General features: G+C 63.7%; 18 protein-coding genes. 7 read left to right on the top strand and 11 right to left on the bottom strand.

Annotation, left to right across the window (positions count from 1 at the left end; genetic code table 11):
• Nucleotides 1-226 precede the first annotated feature (226 nt).
• A complete protein-coding gene (locus MUW49_RS20680) occupies nucleotides 227-1675 on the bottom strand; it encodes a catalase (protein ID WP_109112078.1) in 1449 nt (482 codons plus the stop codon).
• Between the two features lie 152 nt (nucleotides 1676-1827).
• Between MUW49_RS20680 and MUW49_RS20685 the strand changes: the two genes are divergently transcribed.
• Together MUW49_RS20685 and MUW49_RS20690 are read left to right on the top strand one after the other, a co-directional pair.
• Nucleotides 1828-2316, top strand: a complete 489-nt coding sequence (locus tag MUW49_RS20685) for a GNAT family N-acetyltransferase (protein ID WP_010675925.1) — start codon at nucleotides 1828-1830, stop codon at nucleotides 2314-2316.
• Nucleotides 2313-3170: a helix-turn-helix domain-containing protein gene (locus MUW49_RS20690; protein WP_244813144.1), complete on the top strand. Its 858-nt coding sequence runs from the start codon at nucleotides 2313-2315 to the stop codon at nucleotides 3168-3170. Before MUW49_RS20685 ends, MUW49_RS20690 begins: the two co-directional genes overlap by 4 nt.
• 69 nt (nucleotides 3171-3239) lie before the next feature.
• Here the strand turns inward: MUW49_RS20690 and MUW49_RS20695 are convergent, their stop codons facing one another.
• Together MUW49_RS20695 and MUW49_RS20700 are read right to left on the bottom strand one after the other, a co-directional pair.
• A complete protein-coding gene (locus MUW49_RS20695) occupies nucleotides 3240-4139 on the bottom strand; it encodes a DMT family transporter (protein WP_041214059.1) in 900 nt (299 codons plus the stop codon).
• A 109-nt stretch (nucleotides 4140-4248) separates the two neighbouring features.
• Nucleotides 4249-4689: a DUF2214 family protein gene (locus MUW49_RS20700; protein WP_244813146.1), complete on the bottom strand. Its 441-nt coding sequence runs from the start codon at nucleotides 4687-4689 to the stop codon at nucleotides 4249-4251.
• Between the two features lie 110 nt (nucleotides 4690-4799).
• On the opposite strand from MUW49_RS20700, the gene MUW49_RS20705 reads away from it, so the two are divergent.
• Entirely contained in the window at nucleotides 4800-6404 is a 1605-nt protein-coding gene (locus MUW49_RS20705; protein WP_010675921.1) for a sensor domain-containing diguanylate cyclase, read from the top strand.
• A 23-nt stretch (nucleotides 6405-6427) separates the two neighbouring features.
• On the opposite strand, the gene MUW49_RS20710 is transcribed toward MUW49_RS20705, so the two are convergent.
• The 6 genes from MUW49_RS20710 to MUW49_RS20735 all read right to left on the bottom strand — a co-directional run bounded on the left by MUW49_RS20710 (nucleotide 6428) and on the right by MUW49_RS20735 (nucleotide 11722).
• On the bottom strand, nucleotides 6428-7087 hold the full coding sequence (locus MUW49_RS20710) for an HAD family hydrolase (RefSeq protein ID WP_010675920.1): 660 nt from the start codon (nucleotides 7085-7087) through the stop codon (nucleotides 6428-6430).
• Between the two features lie 65 nt (nucleotides 7088-7152).
• Nucleotides 7153-8160 (bottom strand): ABC transporter ATP-binding protein, encoded by a 1008-nt coding sequence (locus MUW49_RS20715; RefSeq protein ID WP_244813148.1) that lies wholly within the window; start codon nucleotides 8158-8160, stop codon nucleotides 7153-7155.
• 6 nt (nucleotides 8161-8166) lie between these two features.
• Nucleotides 8167-8943: an ABC transporter permease subunit gene (locus tag MUW49_RS20720; RefSeq protein ID WP_244813150.1), complete on the bottom strand. Its 777-nt coding sequence runs from the start codon at nucleotides 8941-8943 to the stop codon at nucleotides 8167-8169.
• Nucleotides 8936-9832, bottom strand: coding sequence for an ABC transporter permease subunit (locus MUW49_RS20725; RefSeq protein WP_201927691.1), 897 nt, complete (start codon nucleotides 9830-9832; stop codon nucleotides 8936-8938). Before MUW49_RS20725 ends, MUW49_RS20720 begins: the two co-directional genes overlap by 8 nt.
• Nucleotides 9832-10665, bottom strand: a complete 834-nt coding sequence (locus tag MUW49_RS20730) for an alkaline phosphatase family protein (protein WP_244813151.1) — start codon at nucleotides 10663-10665, stop codon at nucleotides 9832-9834. The genes MUW49_RS20725 and MUW49_RS20730 overlap by 1 nt, the downstream gene beginning before the upstream one ends.
• A 10-nt stretch (nucleotides 10666-10675) precedes the next feature.
• Nucleotides 10676-11722 carry an ABC transporter substrate-binding protein gene (locus MUW49_RS20735; protein ID WP_010675915.1) on the bottom strand — a complete coding sequence of 349 codons (1047 nt, stop codon included), beginning with the start codon at nucleotides 11720-11722 and terminating at the stop codon, nucleotides 10676-10678.
• Nucleotides 11723-11905: 183 nt separating this feature from the next.
• On the opposite strand from MUW49_RS20735, the gene MUW49_RS20740 reads away from it, so the two are divergent.
• Nucleotides 11906-12718: a UTRA domain-containing protein gene (locus tag MUW49_RS20740; protein WP_042016482.1), complete on the top strand. Its 813-nt coding sequence runs from the start codon at nucleotides 11906-11908 to the stop codon at nucleotides 12716-12718.
• Between the two features lie 48 nt (nucleotides 12719-12766).
• On the opposite strand, the gene MUW49_RS20745 is transcribed toward MUW49_RS20740, so the two are convergent.
• The gene (locus MUW49_RS20745; RefSeq protein ID WP_010675913.1) at nucleotides 12767-13531 is read right to left on the bottom strand and encodes a helix-turn-helix transcriptional regulator; all 765 of its coding nucleotides are present in this window, start codon (nucleotides 13529-13531) and stop codon (nucleotides 12767-12769) included.
• A gap of 443 nt (nucleotides 13532-13974) precedes the next feature.
• The gene (locus MUW49_RS20750; RefSeq protein ID WP_010675912.1) at nucleotides 13975-14889 is read right to left on the bottom strand and encodes a LysR family transcriptional regulator; all 915 of its coding nucleotides are present in this window, start codon (nucleotides 14887-14889) and stop codon (nucleotides 13975-13977) included.
• A 257-nt stretch (nucleotides 14890-15146) separates the two neighbouring features.
• Here MUW49_RS20750 and MUW49_RS20755 point away from each other — a divergent pair, with 257 nt between their 5' ends.
• The 3 genes from MUW49_RS20755 to MUW49_RS20765 all read left to right on the top strand — a co-directional run bounded on the left by MUW49_RS20755 (nucleotide 15147) and on the right by MUW49_RS20765 (nucleotide 16672).
• Entirely contained in the window at nucleotides 15147-15479 is a 333-nt protein-coding gene (locus tag MUW49_RS20755; RefSeq protein WP_244813153.1) for a hypothetical protein, read from the top strand.
• Between the two features lie 30 nt (nucleotides 15480-15509).
• Nucleotides 15510-16196: a pirin family protein gene (locus tag MUW49_RS20760; protein ID WP_010675910.1), complete on the top strand. Its 687-nt coding sequence runs from the start codon at nucleotides 15510-15512 to the stop codon at nucleotides 16194-16196.
• Nucleotides 16197-16279: 83 nt separating this feature from the next.
• Complete coding sequence (locus MUW49_RS20765; RefSeq protein ID WP_223924645.1) at nucleotides 16280-16672, top strand: DoxX family protein; 393 nt, start codon at nucleotides 16280-16282, stop codon at nucleotides 16670-16672.
• The last annotated feature ends 23 nt before the right edge of the window (nucleotides 16673-16695 follow it).

The raw sequence follows: 16695 nt of genomic DNA on the forward strand, positions 1-16695 counted from the left end.
ACAATGGTGCCGCGCTGCCAGTGCACAACGTCGTTGCCGTCGTGAGCTGGCGGTACAAACCCTTGTTGGCAAAGGAGGGAAGCGCGCGAGGGCGCGGCGTCCGGGATGGATACAGCATTGATCAACAGAGCCCTGGGCTGCGTTTTTCATTCATCAAAGACCGTCATGCGAGAACGGGGGCCATCAGGCCCCCGTTTTGCTTTTGCAGAGGTTGGCTGCCTGCGACTCAGCGTTGCAGGGCGGCCAGGGCCAGCTCGACCCGTTTGGCGTACTCGGGGTCGGCCTGCTCGAAGTGCCTGAGCTGGGCCGCGACGATGGCGTCATCCTCCACATTGATGAGGGAGCGGGCCAGGTTGGCGGCGAGGCGGGCGCGCTGTCCCTCGTCCATCAGGCGGAAGAGATCCCCCGGCTGGCTGTAGTAGTCGCTGTCGTAGTCACGAAAATCGTAGTGCAGGGCAGCCCCTTCCAGACTCAGGGCCGGTTCGTGCTGCTCGCTCGGCTGCTGGGTGCCGAAGCGGTTTGGCTGGTAGTTGGGGCTGGCGCCACCGTTGCTGTCCGCCCGCATGGCGCCGTCGCGGTGGGCGCCGTGGTGGAACGGGCAGCGCGGGGCGTTGACCGGCAGCAGGCCGTGGTTGACGCCGAGGCGATAGCGCTGGGTGTCACCGTAGGAGAAGAGCCGCCCCTGCAACATGCGATCCGGCGAGAAGCCGATGCCGGGCACCACGTTGGCCGGGGTGAAGGCGGCCTGCTCCACGTGGGCGAAGTAGTTGTCCGGGTTCTGGTTGAGCTCCAGCACGCCCACCGGGATGAGCGGGTAGTCCTTGTGGGGCCACACCTTGGTGAGGTCGAACGGGTGGATCGAGTAGGTCTGGGCTTCGGCCTCTGGCATCACCTGCACATAGACCTTCCAGCGCGGGAAGTCCCCCCGCTCGATGGCGTTGAACAGATCCGCCTGGCTGGTCTCTCTGTCCTGACCGACGACGGTGGCCGCCTCTTCATCGGTGTAGAAGCGGTGGCCCTGCTCGGTCTTGAAGTGGAACTTGACCCAGAAGCGCTCGTTGGCCGAGTTGATGAAGCTGAAGGTGTGGCTGCCGTAGCCGTTCATCTCCCGCAGGCTCCTGGGGATGCCGCGATCACTGAACAGTATGGTGACCTGGTGCAGGGATTCCGGGTGGCGGGACCAGAAGTCCCAGGCGGCGGTGGCGCTGCGCAGGTTGGTGCGGGGATCCCGCTTCTGGGTGTGGATGAAGTCGGGGAATTTCAGGGGATCGCGAATGAAGAACACCGGGGTGTTGTTGCCCACCAGATCCCAGTTGCCCTGCTCGGTGTAGAACTTCAGGGCGAAGCCGCGCACGTCACGCTCGGCGTCGGCGGCCCCCTTCTCGCCGGCCACGGTGGAGAAGCGCAGGAACACCGGGGTCTGCTTGCCGACGGCGTTGAACAGGTCGGCCTTGCTGAAGGCGCTGATGTCGTGGGTCACGGTGAAGGTGCCGTAGGCGCCCGAGCCTTTGGCGTGCACCACCCGCTCGGGAATGCGCTCGCGGTCGAAGTGGGCGAGTTTCTCCATCAACCAGATGTCCTGCATCAGGACGGGGCCGCGGGGGCCGGCGGTGAGGCTGTTGTTGTTGTCGACGACGGGGGCGCCGTTGGCGCTGCGCAGGGTCTTGTCGGTCATGGCGGGTCTCCTTGTGATGAGTCGCCAGACTAGGGGAAGTGGGGGAGCGGCTCCAATGGAGTGTGCCTAACCCTTTGATTGGTTTCGCTGATGGGGGTGGAAACAGACGCCAGCCTTGCGGCAAGATGGGATTCAGCCAATCAGGAGGTCTCATGTCCATCACCATTCGCCGCGCCGGGCCGGAAGATGCCGCCGCCCTGCGTGATCTTCACGCCATGCCCCATGCCCAGGCGGGCACCCTGCAACTTCCCTTCCCCTCCCTGCAGCAGTGGGAGCAGAAGCTGACCCCGCGGGATGGCATCTACAGCCTGCTGGCGGAGTGGGAGGGGGAGGTGGCGGGTGCGCTGGTCCTGATGGTGGAGCCGGCCCCCCGCCGCCGCCACGTGGCGAGCATCGGCATGGCGGTACACGATGACTGGGCCGGGCGCGGGGTGGGCACCGCCCTGATGCAGGCTGCGCTGGACCTGGCGGACAACTGGCTCGGCTTGACGCGGGTGGAGCTGACGGTCTGGGCCGACAATCAGGCGGCCCTGGCCCTCTATCGCAAGGCGGGCTTCGTGGAGGAGGGCGTCGCCCGGGATTACGGCCTGCGTCATGGGGTGCTGGTGGATGCCCTCTACATGGCCAGGGTGCGCCGATGATCGACTATCGCGAGCGCCTGACGCCGGTGCTGCGGGCACTGGAGCAGGATCCGGATCTCTCCATCGAGGCGCTGGCGAGTCGCGCCTGCCTCTCCCTCTACCACTTCCACCGGGTGTTCACCGCCGTGGTGGGGGAGGCCCCCGGCGAGATGTGCCGCCGCCTGCGGATGCAGCGGGCGGCCTGGCAGCTCTGCTACACCGATGCCAGCGTCACCGCCATCGCCCTGGGGGCGGGGCTTGGCAGCTCCCAGGCTTTCGCCAAGGCGTTTCGTCGTCACTATGGTTGCACTCCGGGGGCGTTTCGCCGCGACAAGGGCAAGAACGGACACCTGGATCGCAAGGCAGGACACGCATGGCAAGGGGCACTCCCTTATGCTGAAGGCCACTCATCAGCAAGGAGCAACACCATGAACACCGTCGAGATGGACGCCCGCACCCTGGCCTATATCCGCGTGACCGGCCCCTATGGCGAAGGGTATGACGCCGTCTGCCATCGCCTTCACCAGTGGGCCGCGCCCCGTGGCCTGGAAGGGGGAGAGTGGATCTTCATCTACCACGACAACCCCGAGGTGACGCCGCCGGCCCAGTGTCGCACCGACATCGGCATCAGCGTACCGGTGGGCACCCTGGGGGCGGGGGAGGTGGAAATTCAGCTCATCCCCGCCGGGCGCTACGCCCAGTCCCGCTATCTCATCACGGATCGCAGCCAGTACGGGGAGCGCTGGCAGGAGCACATCGGCGATATCGTCGCGGCCGGGCTCGCCTTTGGGGACGGCCCCTGCTTCGAGCTCTATCACAGCGTGAGCAATGACCCCCTGCGTGATGACGTGAGCTTCTGCTCCAGCGTGCGCTAGGCAGGCGGCAATAAAACGAGGCGCCCAAGGGCGCCTCGTTTTATTTGGGACCAATGACTACAGCAGATATCAGGACTGGCTGGGCACCTTGTTGCGGCGGGACTTCCACCACCAGCGCAGGCGGATCTGGGAGATGAGCATCCCCGCCAGCATCAGGGCGCAGCCGACCACGGCCCGTTCGTCCAGATGTTCCCCCAGCAGCAGGACACCGCCGATGGCGGCGAACACCGTCTCCAGGCTGAGGATGATGGCGGCGTGGGCCGGATGGGCACCGCGCTGCCCCACCACCTGCAGGGTATAGCCGATGCCGACCGAGACCAGACCGGCGTAGAGCAGCGCCTGCCAGCCCGCCACGGCACCACTCGCCGTCGGGGTCTCGATGACGAAGGCCGTGGCCAGGCTGAGCAGGCCGCACACCACGAACTGCACCCCGGCAAGACGAATGGGGGCGACCCGGTTCGAGTAGTGATCCAGCACCAGCAGGTGCACGGCCCAGAACAGGGCCCCGATCACTTGCAGCAGATCGCCGTAGCCGATGGTGAACTCCTCGGTGACGCTGAGGTAGTAGAGCCCGGCCATGGCGATGAGGGCGCCTACCCAGGTGTTGGCCCCGGTCTTGTGGCGCAGGGCCAGGCCGATGACGGGGACCAGAATGATGTAGAGGCCGGTGATGAAGCCCGCCTTGGCGGCCGTGGTGTAGAGCAGCCCCACCTGTTGCAGGGAGGCGGCGGAGAAGAGCACGGTGCCGGCGATGAGGCCCCCGGTCAGCAGCAGGCGGTGATCACCGGCAGGCTGGGGCGGCTGGCGTGACTTGAGCCACCACAAGAGCGGCAGCAGGGAGAGGGCGCCCAGCAGGAAGCGCAGGCCGTTGAAGGTGAAGGGCCCCATGTGATCCATCCCCAGACGCTGGGCGACGAAGCCCAGCCCCCAGATGGCGGCGGCCATCAATAACATCATGTTTGAACGCATACGGAATCATCCCTGAGAAAGAGTCTCGGCGGCACTCGGGCCCCGCCATTACGATACCTGCGAGAAGGGGCGTTTGTCGTCAGCCATTTGTTGCCGGGCGAGGGCAGGATCAGCGGCTGGCCAGCTTGGCGAGCAGGGGCAGCAGGGCGAGCAGCAGCAGGTTGCCCCTAAGGATCCAGATCACCCAGAACTGCTGCTGGGTGGAGACAAGGGGAGCCCGTCCCTGGCGCAAGGATCGGCGCCAGTGGTGGAACAGCCGGCAGGGGTAGCCAAAGCTGATGGCCATGGCGAAGAACATCAGCAGCTTGGTGCGGTAACCCGGATTGGCAAACAGGATGGCCGGTGGCTGGGGATGGGCGACCACCAGCAGCACGCCCGTGATGAAGATGAGCAGCAGGGCCAGGGCGGCCAGGCTGTCAGCCAGCAGCAGCTTGCGCACCTGCTCGATGGACATGCCGCGCCGGAACAGGAAATACTCCGAGGTGATGGCACCGGTCAGGGTGATCACGGCGCAGTAATGGAGGGCAGTCAGCAGTTCCGGTTTCAACATCCAGGCCAGTTCCTTCTCGTTGGCCACATGATGCGCTTCCCTTTGGACGCCATCAGGTGGGGCTGATATTCTGACACTACACGATGTCAGGGGATAGCATGGAGTCAGGGTTGGATAAGCGAGCAGTCTCCAAAAAGACCTGGTCCCTGGTGGCACGGATGCGCCTGGGCCTGCTTCTGCTCTTCATTCCCGTCCTGATGCTGGGCGCCATCTACTACCTGCACATGGAGCGCAGCCTGCAGCGAGAGCTGCAACAGCGCCTGCTCGCCACCAATCACCAGTTGCGCCACGTCTTCATCGAGCCCTACCTGAACGAGATGGAGCGTCAGTTCTCCCTCATCTACGACCAGGTCAAGGTGGAGGACATCAGCGGCCCCCGTCTGCGCAACACCGACTCCTATCTCAGGGAGTGGCGCCTCTACAAGGGGGTGATGGCGGATCTCATCTACATCTATGTGGGCACCGCCGAGCGCCAGATGCTGATCTACCCCGAATGGCAGGCGGATGCGGACTTCGATCCCAGGGTGCGCCCCTGGTATCAGCTGGCCAGCCAGCATGTGGGCAAGATGGTCTGGACCGAACCCTACTACGACTACACCAACGGCACGCTGGTGATTGCCCTGGCGCGGGCCATCACCGACAAGGAGGGCAAGGTGCGGGGGGTCTTCGCGGTGGATGCCATCCTGGCCCCCTTCTCCGCCCAGCTGAACCGGCAGTGGAACAGCGGTTACCAGATGATCGTCAACCAGTCGGGCAAGGTGCTGGCCCACCCCGATCCCTCACAACTGCTCAAGCCCATGACCCACCCGACCTGGCTCTCCCGCTTCAGCGGGGAGGACGGCATCTTCCTGGATCAGGCGTCTCGCCAGTTCGTGGCCTACAGCCGCCTGCCGGACCACAACTGGGTGCTGATCAGCGTGTTGCCCGCCTCCAGCATCCAGGCGGTGGTGGCGAGCGCTTCCCTCAACGTGCTCGGGATCATCGTGCTGGCCAGCGTGCTCTACATGGTGCTGGCACTGATCTGGTCCCGTTATTTCAGGCGGATGCTGGACGAGATCTCCACCGTGATCCGGGCCAGCCGGACCCAGCCTGACGAGGTGCACCAGGGGGGGATGCGCGAGCTCAGGCACGTCTATGCCGAGCTGGCGGAGGTGAGCAAGGATTATCACGAGGTGCGCCAGCAGGCGAACCTCGACAAGCTGACCGGCCTTTACAACCGGCGCTTTTTCGACGAGCGGTTGAATCGGCTGCTGCTCGATCAGGACCGCTTCTGCCTGGCCATGATCGATCTGGACGGTTTCAAGCGGATCAATGACACCTATGGTCACCAGACCGGGGACGTGGTGCTCAAGCGGGTGGCCAGCTTTGGCGCCAAGCTGCTGGGGGATCATGGCTGGGTATGCCGCTATGGCGGGGAAGAGCTGGTGGTGCTGTTTGCCAATCCCGATATCCACTTCTGCCAGATGCTGCTGGAGCAGTACAGGATTGGGGTGGCCTCCCTGCACTGGCGTGAACCCGGTCTTGGGATCACCTTCAGCGGCGGCCTGGTGGCGAGTGCCCCCGGGCTTGGGGCCAGGAGCCTGCTGACCATGGTCGATGCCGAGGTCTATCGCGCCAAGGGTGACGGCAAGAATCGCATCTACATGGTGGATCCCCTGGCTCCCCGGGACGACTCGCCCTCAGGGGATGGCATGTTGAGCAAAGAAGAGGCCTGAGGGCCTCTTCTTCATTGCGCGGATCAAGGGTGCAACTGCCAGGTCCAGAGGGGCCAGCCCAGCTCCTCGGCGCACTGGCGCAGGGCGGGGGCCGGATTGACCGCATGAGGATGGCTCACCGCCTGCAGCATGGGCAGATCGTTGTGGGAATCGCTGTAGCCGAAGCTCTCCTGCCAGAGGTGTTCCTTTCCGGCAAAGAGTTGGTTGATGCGGGCCACCTTGCCTTCGCGAAAACTCAGGGTGCCGCGGGTCTGGCCGGTCAGCATGCCGGCTTCCTCGTCGAGCAGGATGGCCACGCAGTGATCCATCCCCAGCATCTGCGCCATGGGGGCCACCAGATGCTCGCCGGAGGCGGAGATGAGCACCAGCTCGTCGCCACGCTGGCGGTGCCACTCGATGCGGGCCAGCCCCTCGGGGTAGAGACGCTCCCGCAGCACCTGTTCGGCAAAGCGGGTGCAGAGGGAGTCGAGCCACTGGCGCGTCCTGCCTGCCAGCGGTTGCAGGGTGAAGGCCATGTACTGGTGCATGTCCATCTTGCCCTGATGGTAGAGGGACATCATGGCCTGCTCCTCGGCCACCATGCCCGCCGGGGCCAGCTCCTGGGCCACCATGTACTCCAGCCAGAGGCTGGCGGAATCCCCCGCTATCAGGGTCTCGTCCAGATCAAACAGTGCCAGGGCCATGGCTGCTCCTCGGGTTGGCTGCCAGCATCGGGGTACTGGCTGAAAAATGAATGGGATTCATGGCGTTATGCTACCTCACAGAGTTGATCCCGGGCCACCACCAGGGTCACGGCGCTGCCTACCGGCAGCAGATCGCCGGCACGGCGGTTGAGGCAATCCACCGTCAACAGCCCCGCCTCGCACTCCACCTGATAGCGGATGACGTTGCCGAGCAGCTGCTGCTGGCGAACGATGCCGGGCAGGCTGGGCTCGTGGCTGACCGCCCCTGCGGGCAGCAGGGTGATGGACTCCGGCCGCAGCGCCAGCTTGCCGCGAAAGCGCGGGCCGAACAGGGATTTGGCCTGCTCGCCACCCAGCAGGTTGTAGTTGCCGATAAAGCCCGCCACGAACTCGCTGGCGGGGCGGGTGTAGATCTGCTCCGGTGTGCCGCTCTGGACGATGGACCCCTTGTTCATCAGGAAGATCCGATCCGACAGGGTCAGCGCCTCCTCCTGATCGTGGGTCACGAAGAGGGTGGTGAGCTCGAGGCGCTGCTGGATCTCGCGAATTTGCTGGCGCAAGCTGCGGCGGATGCGGGCATCCAGCGCCGAGAGCGGCTCATCCAGCAAGAGGATCCGGGGTTGCACCACCAGGGCGCGGGCCAGCGCCACTCGCTGGCGCTGGCCGCCGGAGAGTTCGGCTGGATAGCGGCGCTCGAAGCCGGTCAGCTCCACCAGCTCTAGCGCCTCCTGTACGCTGGCGGCGAGATCCCGCCCCGGCTGGGGCTTCATCTTGAGGCCGAAGGCGACGTTGTCCCACACCGTCATGTTGGGGAAGAGCGCATAGCTCTGGAACACCATGCCGATGCCCCGCTTCTGGGGCTCCTGCCAGGTGATGTCCTCACCGGCTACCCGCACCTGACCGCCATCCACCGGGGTGAGCCCGGCCAGCGCCCGCAGCAGGGTGGATTTGCCGCAGCCGGAGGGGCCGAGCAGGGTCACCAGCTCCCCCTTGCGGATGCCGAATTCAATTCCCTCGAACACCTTGGTGTCGCCGTAGGATTTGTGCAGTTGATTCACTTCTAGATGGAACATGTTGATTCACCGATGAAATCTGTTGGCCGCCCAGGTGAGCAGCAGGGTCAGCAGGAAGTAGCTCATCACCAGTGCGCTGGTGAAGTGGCCCGAGGTGGCACGCATGTTGTAGAGGTAGACCTGCAGGGTCTCGTAACGGGTGCCCACCAGCATGTTGGCAAACACGAACTCCCCGAGCAGGAAGGAGAGGGAGAGAAACAGCGCCGCCAGCAGCCCCTTGCGCAGGCAGGGGATCACCACCAGCAGGAAGGCGCGGGCACTGCTCGCCCCCAGCAGGTGGGCGGCATCCATCAGATCCTTCAGCGGCACCCCTTGCAGGCTGTTGGCCAGCGCCCGGTACATGAAGGGGAGCACCACGGTGAACCAGGTCCCGATCAGGATCCACGGCGTGCCGATAATGGGCAGGACGCCGTCGGCGTAGATCTGCAGCAAGCCCACCGAGGAGACCACGGGTGGCACCGCAAAAGGGAGCAGGATCAAGAGGTTCATCCAGGGATCCAGCCTGGGGAAGTAGTAGGCCACCACCAGCACGGTCGGCACCAGCACCAGGGTGCCCAGCAACAGGGTGGCGAAGCAGACCAGGAGGCTGCGGCCAAAGGCCGCCAGAAAGCGCGGGTCGCCCCAGAGCTTGAGATACCAGTCGAGGGTGAAGCCATCCGGCAGCAGGGTCGCCCCCCAGCGAGTGGAGATGGAGTAGAGAAAGGTGGCCAGCAGCGGTAGCAGCAGGGTGGCGACCTGCGCCCCCAGCACCCATCTGGGCCAGCGCGGCGTCAAATCATGCATGGGATTGCCCCTTGTTCACATAGCTCTTTTTCAGCAGCCACTGGTTGGCGGCTGTCACCACCCCCAGCAGCACCATCAGGATCACCGCCAGCGCCGCCGCGAGATTCGGCTCGAGGAAGATGTCACCGGAGACCAGACTGGCCACCCGGATGGTCACCAGATTGAAGTTGCCGGTGGTGAGGGCGTAGGCGGAGGCATAGGCCCCCACCGCGTTGGCAAACAGGATGATCAGGGTGCCGAGCAAGGCGGGCGTCAGCACCGGCAGGGCCACGTGCCACACATACTGCCCCCTGCTCGCACCCAGCAGGGCGGCGGCCTGGGGCCACTCATCCTGCAGGGCGTCGAACGCCGGGTAGAGCAGCAGCAGGGCGAGGGGGATCTGGAAGTAGGTGTAAATCAGGATAAGGCCGCTGCCCGAGTAGAGGTTGAAGCCGTCGATGAGGCCCCAGGATTTGAGTAGCAGGGTCACCGCGCCGTTGATGCCGAGCACGATGATGAAGGCGAACGCCAGCGGCACGCCGCTGAAGTTGCCCGTCATGGTGACGAAGGCCAGCAGCACCCGCTTGACCCGCTCGCCGCTGTGGCGCAGCGCCGCCGCCCCTAGGGTGCCGATGGCGAGCCCCGCCAGGCTGGCGATGCCGGCGATGCGCAGCGAGTTGCCGAAGGATTGCAGATAGAAGGGGGAGCTCAAAATCTCCCGGTAGTGGTCGAGACCCCAGCCATCGGGGGTCTGGACGCTGCCCACCAGCACCCACACCATGGGGGCGAGCTGGAACAGGATCATCAAGAGGACAAAGGGCAGCAGCACCAGGGCCGGCAGCCAGTGGCGGCGCACCCGGCGTGGCTTCACCTGTTGATCCGCGAGGATCTCGGTGGTGGCAGGCATCATCAGTGCACCTCGCGCATAAAGGCCGCCTTGAGCAGCGGGGGGGCTGCCGGCTTGTCGTGGGGAACTCCCAGCAGATCCGCCATCAGGGCGCAGAGCTGGGTCTGGGCGATCGCCACCCCATCCGGCCAGCGCTCGACGAAGGCATCGCCAAAGAGCCAGAGCGGCACGGTGCGCTCCTCGGCCAGGGTGCCGCCATGGCTGAGATCGTTGTTCATGCCGTGATCCGAGGTGATCACCACCTGATACCCCTCTGCCAGCCACTGGGGCAGCAGGTCGGCCAGCAGGCTGTCCATGCGGCGCGCCTGATTGCGGTACTGGCGGGAATCGAGGCCAAACTGGTGGCCCGCATCGTCCACTCCCATGGGGTGGATCAGCAGAAAATCGGGGTCGTACTGGCTGCGCAACCACTCGCCGTCCATCAGCAGGTGGCTGTCGGGGTAGCCGTCATCCCAGTAGAAGCAGCCGTGCTGGATGGGCAGTTGCTCATCGTGAGTGAAGCGATCGCGGGCCGCCAGCCAGGGGCTCTGGTTGTAGAGCTCGCTCACCCAGTGGTAGGCCGCCGCTGCGGTGCGTTTACCCGCGGCCCGGGCCAGATGGAAGATGGAGTCGTGTTGGCTCAGGCGCGTCACCCCGTTGTGGGTGATGCCGCTCGCCACCGGCGGCAGGCCGGTCAGGATGCACTCGTAGAGAGGGCGGGAGAGGGAGGGCAGGGTGGCACTCAGGGTCGTATGCAGGCCGCGCTCTGCCTCCACCATGCCACAGAGGTAGCCCATGCAATGGGCTACCTCTGCTGCCAGGCCATCCACAAGTACCACTATCACCTTGTGTTGCACTGGCCACTCCTTACTGCATGTTGATCATGACGGTTTCCTGCCACTGGCGCGGCAGGGCCTTGGAGCTCTGCTCCCAGGCGGCGTGATCCTGCACCGGCTTGGCGTTGGCATACTGCTCGGCCGGCAGCAGCTTGGCCTTGACGTCATCCGGCAGGGTCACGTTGCTGCGAATGGGGCGGGCGTAGCCACGGGCCAGGTTGATTTGACCGGCATCGGAGAGGATGTATTCCCGCGCCAGCTTGGCGGCGTTGGGGTTCTTGGCCCACTTGTTGATGATGGTGGTGTAGCCGGCGATGACGGAGCCGTCGCTCGGGATCACCACATCAAACTTCTTGGGGTCGATCTGGTCGCGGTAGTTGAGGGCGTTGAAGTCCCACAGCACCCCCACTTCCACTTCGCCTTTCTCGATGTTGGCGATGGTCGGGTCGTTCAGCGACAGACGGCCCTGCTTGGCCAGCTTGCCGAACAGATCCAGGGCGGGTTTCAGATTCTTCTCGCTGCCGCCGGTGGCATAGGCCGCCGCCAGCACGCCGTTGTTGGCCTGGGAGGCGACGCCCACGTCACCCAGGGTCACCTTGTAGTCGCCACCCAGCAGGGATTGCCAGCTGGTGGGGGCGGCCTTGACCAGATCCTTGTTGATCAGGAAGGCGATGGTGCCGGTATAGGCCAGCATCCAGTGGCCGTCCGCATCCTTGGCCCAGTTCGGAATGTCGGCCCAGGTGGAGGGCTTGTAGGGCTGGGTGACCCCCTGCTTGACCGCGACCGGGCCGAAGGCGCCGCCCACGTCGCCGATGTCGGCGGTGGCGTTGGCCTTCTCGGCGGCGAACTTGGCGATCTCCTGGGCGGAGCTCATGTCGGTATCCTGATGCTTGATGCCGTAGATGCTGCCGAGCTGCTGCCAGGTATCCTTCCAGTTGGCCCAGCTGTCCGGCATGCCGACGCTCTGGAGCTGGCCTTCGCCGCGGGCGGCTTTTTCGAGATCCGCGATGTTCTCGGCGGCAAACAGCGGTTGACTGATGGCCACCAGGGCCAGTGCACTTGCGATCACGCTTTTCATCATCCCATCCCTCTGGACTAGGTCAGTTAAGGTTCGAGAGGGATGCTAGAGGGGAAATATGACGGTGGCGGGGCGCTTTGATGGCAGTTTCGTGACAATCGCCCTGTCATGGTGCTGTCATCAGGGGCGGTTACAACTCGGGGTCGACAACCTCTGGTCTACTCCAGTGGTGTGCAAACCCGAATGACCGACAGGGATGTGACAGTGACAGAGCGATTGAGTGAACAGGGGATGACTGATGGCCGCATACCCTCCAAGTGCGAACAGATTTGCCGGACCCTGCGCCGCTATATCGGCAGCGGACACCTGGCGGCGGGGCAGCAGCTGCCCGCCGAACGGGCCCTGAGCGAGCGATTCGCCACCACCCGCATCACCATCAAGGAGGCGCTCTCCAGCCTCGAGGCGGACGGCCTCATCTACCGGGCCGAGCGGCGCGGCTGGTTCGTGGCGCCGCCCCGCCTCACCTACGATCCCGCCATCCACACCCACTTTCACCAGTGGATTGGCGAGCAGCAGCGCACCGCCGAGACCCGGGTGCTGGCCCATGGCAACCAGCTTGCCAGCAGCGAGTTGTGCCGCTGGATGGGTCTGGAACCCTTTACGCCGCTCTACGAGATCCGCCGCCAGCGGCTGATCGACGGTCGCCCGGTGCTGCACGTCAGCCATCACCTGCTGGCGAGCCGCTTCCCCGGCATCGCCAGCGCTCCCCTGGCCAGCTCCCTCACCGAGCTTTACCGGCAGCGCTATGGCATAGGCCAGGGCTGGGCGAGCCTCGAGATCACCCCCTCGGCGGCCCGGGGAGAGATAGCCCGCGCCCTCAACCTGGCCCAGGGGAGCGCCGTGCTGCGGTTGGTGCGGGTCAATCATGACGAGGAGGGGAAGCTGGTGGATTGCGACATCGAGCACTGGCGACCGGACGCCATCCGCATCTGCCTGGATACCCGGGCACTGCAACCGCTCGCCACCGGCGCGCGGCAGGTGCAACTGGCAGAGTAGCGGCGTTCTGGCGCGCTGACATGGAGGATCCCGCAGGATCCACCGGGATCAGTTGTCGATGTTGGGGATCAGATCGTCGAAGCTCTGGTAGCCGCAGTCCGCCAGTTGCAGCGACATGGTGTAGGTCTTGCTGCCCTCCCGCTGGCCGATGGCGGGGCGGTTGAGCTTGAGCTCCTGATGCCAGTACTCCTTCATGCGATCGATCAGCGCCATGGCCTCGCTCTCTCCCAGATGGAGCTGGCACAGCGCCATGTAGTTGTTGGGCCTGTGCATGTTCTCCACCAGATAGTCCCCCAGCACCGACATGGCCTGGCGCGCCTGCTGGCGGGCGAAGCGGCTGTGCTGCTCGAAGCTGATGCGCTCGCTGATGAGGAAGTGGTAGCTGTTGTCGATGCCAAGCTGCAGGATGCCGAGTTTCTCCAGCTTGCGCAGATAGAGGTAGCAGGAGGCATCGGTCAGGCCGTACTCCCGCTTGAGATCGATAAGGGTCTTGTCGCGCCAGAAGATGTTGGCGAGAAAGGCATAGAGCCCCGGCTCCTTGTGAAACGCCTCATCCTGCTCCTGGGTAAAGACGGCCCGGCGGCTCTGGGCATCCTGGGTCCGGTCCAGCAGCTCTTCGAAGGAGAGTCCCACCAGATGGCAGATCTCCAGCAGGGTGTCGAACGGCAGGGAGGGCTTGTTCATCATGCGCTTCACGGTGGCGATGGAAACTCCCATGGCTTCTGCCAGGGTCTGATAGCGGATCCCCTTGTCGGTCAGGGTTTTCTTCAGGGTGTCGAGGATGTGATTGGCCAGTGTCTGGCTGTAGGTCATGCAACTATTCCTTTATCTGCATTTTTAGTCGTGTCAGAAATTGAGTGGTTTGTCTGTATCGGGCTCAAATTTTGACACCTAGAAAAACCAGAGGAGGGTAACCCGGTGATAATGGCGGAAATGGCCTGACCAGTTGTGGTGCAAGGTGGCAGAAAGTGACACTCGGTGGTGCATATCCTTCAACCTTTCAACATTTTGCTGGTGATGCATATTACATCGCACATAATTCAACACGAATCGGATTCAATACCTTCCTGGTTGAGAAAACGATTGTTTGCTTCCAATTTAAGGGTTTTTTTAACCGCAAGGTTTTATTCTTTCCTGGCATTGAGCGGAACTCGCAAGAGGTCCGCTTTTTTTCTTTTCTCCGAATCTGAGCCCGTCGTCAAGAATGGGGCGCAGTTTTGGTACTTCCTGCGCCATCGACCCCGGAAGGCAGTCCTTTATTCCCCCTGACCGGCAAACAGCTTGGGGATCTCCCGCACCAGCCAGCTCTTGGCCTTGCCCATGGTGTCTCGCCGCCAGGCCAGCACGACCTGGATCTGGTGGCGATATTCGGGACTGATCACCTTGAGTCTGCCCGCCTTGATGTCCTCTTCAATCCAGCGTTGCGGCATGGTGCCGATGCCGAGCCCCGCCAGCAGGGCGTCCCGCTTCTCCCCCATGGTGCTGACGGTCAGGCGCGGCTGCTTGTCGAGCAGGCGGTAGGTGAGCACCGGCTTGCGCAGCGCCGTGTCGGCTACCGCGATGGCGCGATAGCGGCGCAGGGTCTCGTCCGCCAGGGGCTCGGGTTCCTGATGCAGGGGGTGATCGGGGTGGGCGACGTAGAGCATCACCTCCTCCCTGAGCACCTGGTGCTTGATGCCGGTCATGGCGATATCGGCATTGAGAGAGGAGATGAGCAGGTCGGCGCGGCCATCTTCCAGGCACTCCCAACTGCCCGCCAGCACCTCGGCGCGAAACCTCAGCCGGGTATCGGTCTGTTCGGCCAGCCGATCCACCAGGGGGTAGAGAGCCTGTACCGGCATCAAGGCATCGACGGCGATGGTGATGTCGGTCTCCCAGCCACGGGAGAGGGCCCTGGTCTCCCCCACCAGGTGTTCGGCCGCCTCCAGCAGCACCCGGCCCCGCTCCAGCAGCATGCGGCCCGCCGGGGTGAACTTGGTCCTGTGGCCGCTGCGGTCGAACAGCATGGCGTCCAGCTCGTCTTCCAGCTTTTGTACCGTGTAGCTCAGCGCCGAAGGCACCTTGCCCAGCTCGTCGGCCGCCGCCGCGAAGCTGCCACGGCGGTCGATGGCGTCCAGCACCCGGATGGCTTCCAGGGTCAGCGCCCGCTCCTTGTTCGATTCCTTGGCCATATCCAACCTTCAATTTTTTTGAATGTGTTTACCAGATTATCTCGCTAACAACTTAGGGGAAGTCACTTTAATATTCAATCAACGCTTAGGCAGGAACGCCTGACAGCCAAATAAAAGGTAGTTCCGGGCTGAGACATCCCCAAACACGATGTCTGATGTCAGCAAAAGAACAACATAGTATTTGAATGATCTCTTGCATGGATGCATTGATTCGGGCCCAAGGGGCCTTGGCAATGACATAAAACCCAAGAGAGTGAATGAACATGAAAAACGTAATCAAGATGCTGGCCGTTGCAGGCCTGATGACCGCAGGTGCCGCCCAGGCTTCCGTTCCCGCTGACTTCAATGCCGCCCCGGGCGTGCTGTTCGTCAACTGGAGCTCCACCGCCGCGATGGACGGCAAGGCCAACCCCATGCTGGAGGTACGCGACGAGTCCGGTGATCTGCTGGCTTCCGTCCACGCCAACCTGATGGGCACCCAGCAGGTCGCCATCCCGAGCCGCACCCAGGGCAAGCTGACGGTGAGCCTGGGCAACGAAAGCAGCAGCTACCGTATCCCCTTCGGTCTGGGTGACGGTCGCCAGCGTTAATGAACCAACTTGGTCAGTGAGGAGCACACCATGATGAAATTGAGAGCCGCAGAAGCACGGGGCAAGGCCAACTTTGGCTGGCTGGATGCCCGTCACAGCTTCTCCTTCGGTCACTACTATGACCCGGAATGGATGGGACACTCTGCCCTGCGGGTCATCAATCAGGATCGGGTGGCGCCGGGTGGCGGTTTCGCGACCCACCCTCACGCCAACATGGAGATCCTCACCTGCGTGCTGCAAGGCACCATAGAGCACAAGGACAGCCTCGGCCACGCCGAGCAGATCCCGGCGGGGGATTTCCAGCTGATGAGCGCAGGGTCCGGTATCCGGCACAGCGAGTACAACCCCTCGCAGACCGAGCCGCTCTCCCTGCTGCAAATCTGGATCGAGCCGAATGAACACGGCACGACCCCGGGTTATCAGCAGAAGAAGATTGAAAACAAGCCCGGGATGACGCTGGTGGCGTCACCGGACGGCGAGGCGGGATCCTTCAGGATCCGCCAGCAGGCCAGAGTGTGGCGTCTGCAGCTTGCCGAAGGGGAGACCCTCGAGTGGGCATTGCAAGGGCGTCATGGTTACCTGCACATGATTTCAGGGGAGCTGACCGGCAACGGTCTGGCTGCCCGACCCGGCGACGGGCTGCTCAGCCGCGACGAGTCGAGCTGGGTGCTCACCGCCTCTAGGGGGAGTGAAGCCCTGCTGTTTGACCTGCCTTGATAGAAAAATCTTGGCGAAATGAATGAGTTAACAATTAGCTTTTACACTGTAAATACCATGATGGTAAGCAAAGGAATATGACGATGGACAAGATGAAAGATGTGGCACTGCTGGTGGGTCGTGTACTGCTGGCGCTGATGTTCGTGATGGCTGGCTGGAGCAAGATCGGCGGTTACGCCGGTACCCAGGGTTACATGGAAGCCATGGGCGTGCCCGGGTTCATGCTGCCCCTGGTGATCCTGCTGGAGCTGGGTGGCGGTCTTGCCATCATGCTGGGCCTGTTTACCCGCAGCCTCTCCGTGCTGCTGGCCGGTTTCACCCTGATGGCCGCCTTCATCTTCCACTATCAGCCTGCCGAGCAGATGCAGATGCTGATGTTCATGAAGAACGTCTCCGTGGCCGGTGGTTTCCTGGCCCTGGCGGCGGCCGGTGCAGGGGCTTTCAGCCTGGATGCCCGCCTCGGCAAGCACTGGTAATACCCTGACGTTTCAAGTTTTCC

This window comes from Aeromonas sp. LsrichE-8G, assembly GCF_022869435.1.
GTDB lineage: Bacteria > Pseudomonadota > Gammaproteobacteria > Enterobacterales > Aeromonadaceae > Aeromonas > Aeromonas caviae.

Coding starts and splice junctions, on each gene's coding strand:
- MUW49_RS20760 (WP_010675910.1), top strand. CDS start 15,510: ATGATGAAATTGAGAGCCGCAGAAGCACGGGGCAAGGCCAACTTTGGC.
- MUW49_RS20745 (WP_010675913.1), bottom strand. CDS start 13,531: ATGACCTACAGCCAGACACTGGCCAATCACATCCTCGACACCCTGAAG.
- MUW49_RS20725 (WP_201927691.1), bottom strand. CDS start 9,832: ATGATGCCTGCCACCACCGAGATCCTCGCGGATCAACAGGTGAAGCCA.
- MUW49_RS20765 (WP_223924645.1), top strand. CDS start 16,280: ATGGACAAGATGAAAGATGTGGCACTGCTGGTGGGTCGTGTACTGCTG.
- MUW49_RS20715 (WP_244813148.1), bottom strand. CDS start 8,160: ATGTTCCATCTAGAAGTGAATCAACTGCACAAATCCTACGGCGACACC.
- MUW49_RS20680 (WP_109112078.1), bottom strand. CDS start 1,675: ATGACCGACAAGACCCTGCGCAGCGCCAACGGCGCCCCCGTCGTCGAC.
- MUW49_RS20690 (WP_244813144.1), top strand. CDS start 2,313: ATGATCGACTATCGCGAGCGCCTGACGCCGGTGCTGCGGGCACTGGAG.
- MUW49_RS20700 (WP_244813146.1), bottom strand. CDS start 4,689: ATGTTGAAACCGGAACTGCTGACTGCCCTCCATTACTGCGCCGTGATC.
- MUW49_RS20710 (WP_010675920.1), bottom strand. CDS start 7,087: ATGGCCCTGGCACTGTTTGATCTGGACGAGACCCTGATAGCGGGGGAT.
- MUW49_RS20695 (WP_041214059.1), bottom strand. CDS start 4,139: ATGCGTTCAAACATGATGTTATTGATGGCCGCCGCCATCTGGGGGCTG.
- MUW49_RS20755 (WP_244813153.1), top strand. CDS start 15,147: ATGAACATGAAAAACGTAATCAAGATGCTGGCCGTTGCAGGCCTGATG.
- MUW49_RS20735 (WP_010675915.1), bottom strand. CDS start 11,722: ATGAAAAGCGTGATCGCAAGTGCACTGGCCCTGGTGGCCATCAGTCAA.
- MUW49_RS20750 (WP_010675912.1), bottom strand. CDS start 14,889: ATGGCCAAGGAATCGAACAAGGAGCGGGCGCTGACCCTGGAAGCCATC.
- MUW49_RS20720 (WP_244813150.1), bottom strand. CDS start 8,943: ATGCATGATTTGACGCCGCGCTGGCCCAGATGGGTGCTGGGGGCGCAG.
- MUW49_RS20740 (WP_042016482.1), top strand. CDS start 11,906: ATGACCGACAGGGATGTGACAGTGACAGAGCGATTGAGTGAACAGGGG.
- MUW49_RS20685 (WP_010675925.1), top strand. CDS start 1,828: ATGTCCATCACCATTCGCCGCGCCGGGCCGGAAGATGCCGCCGCCCTG.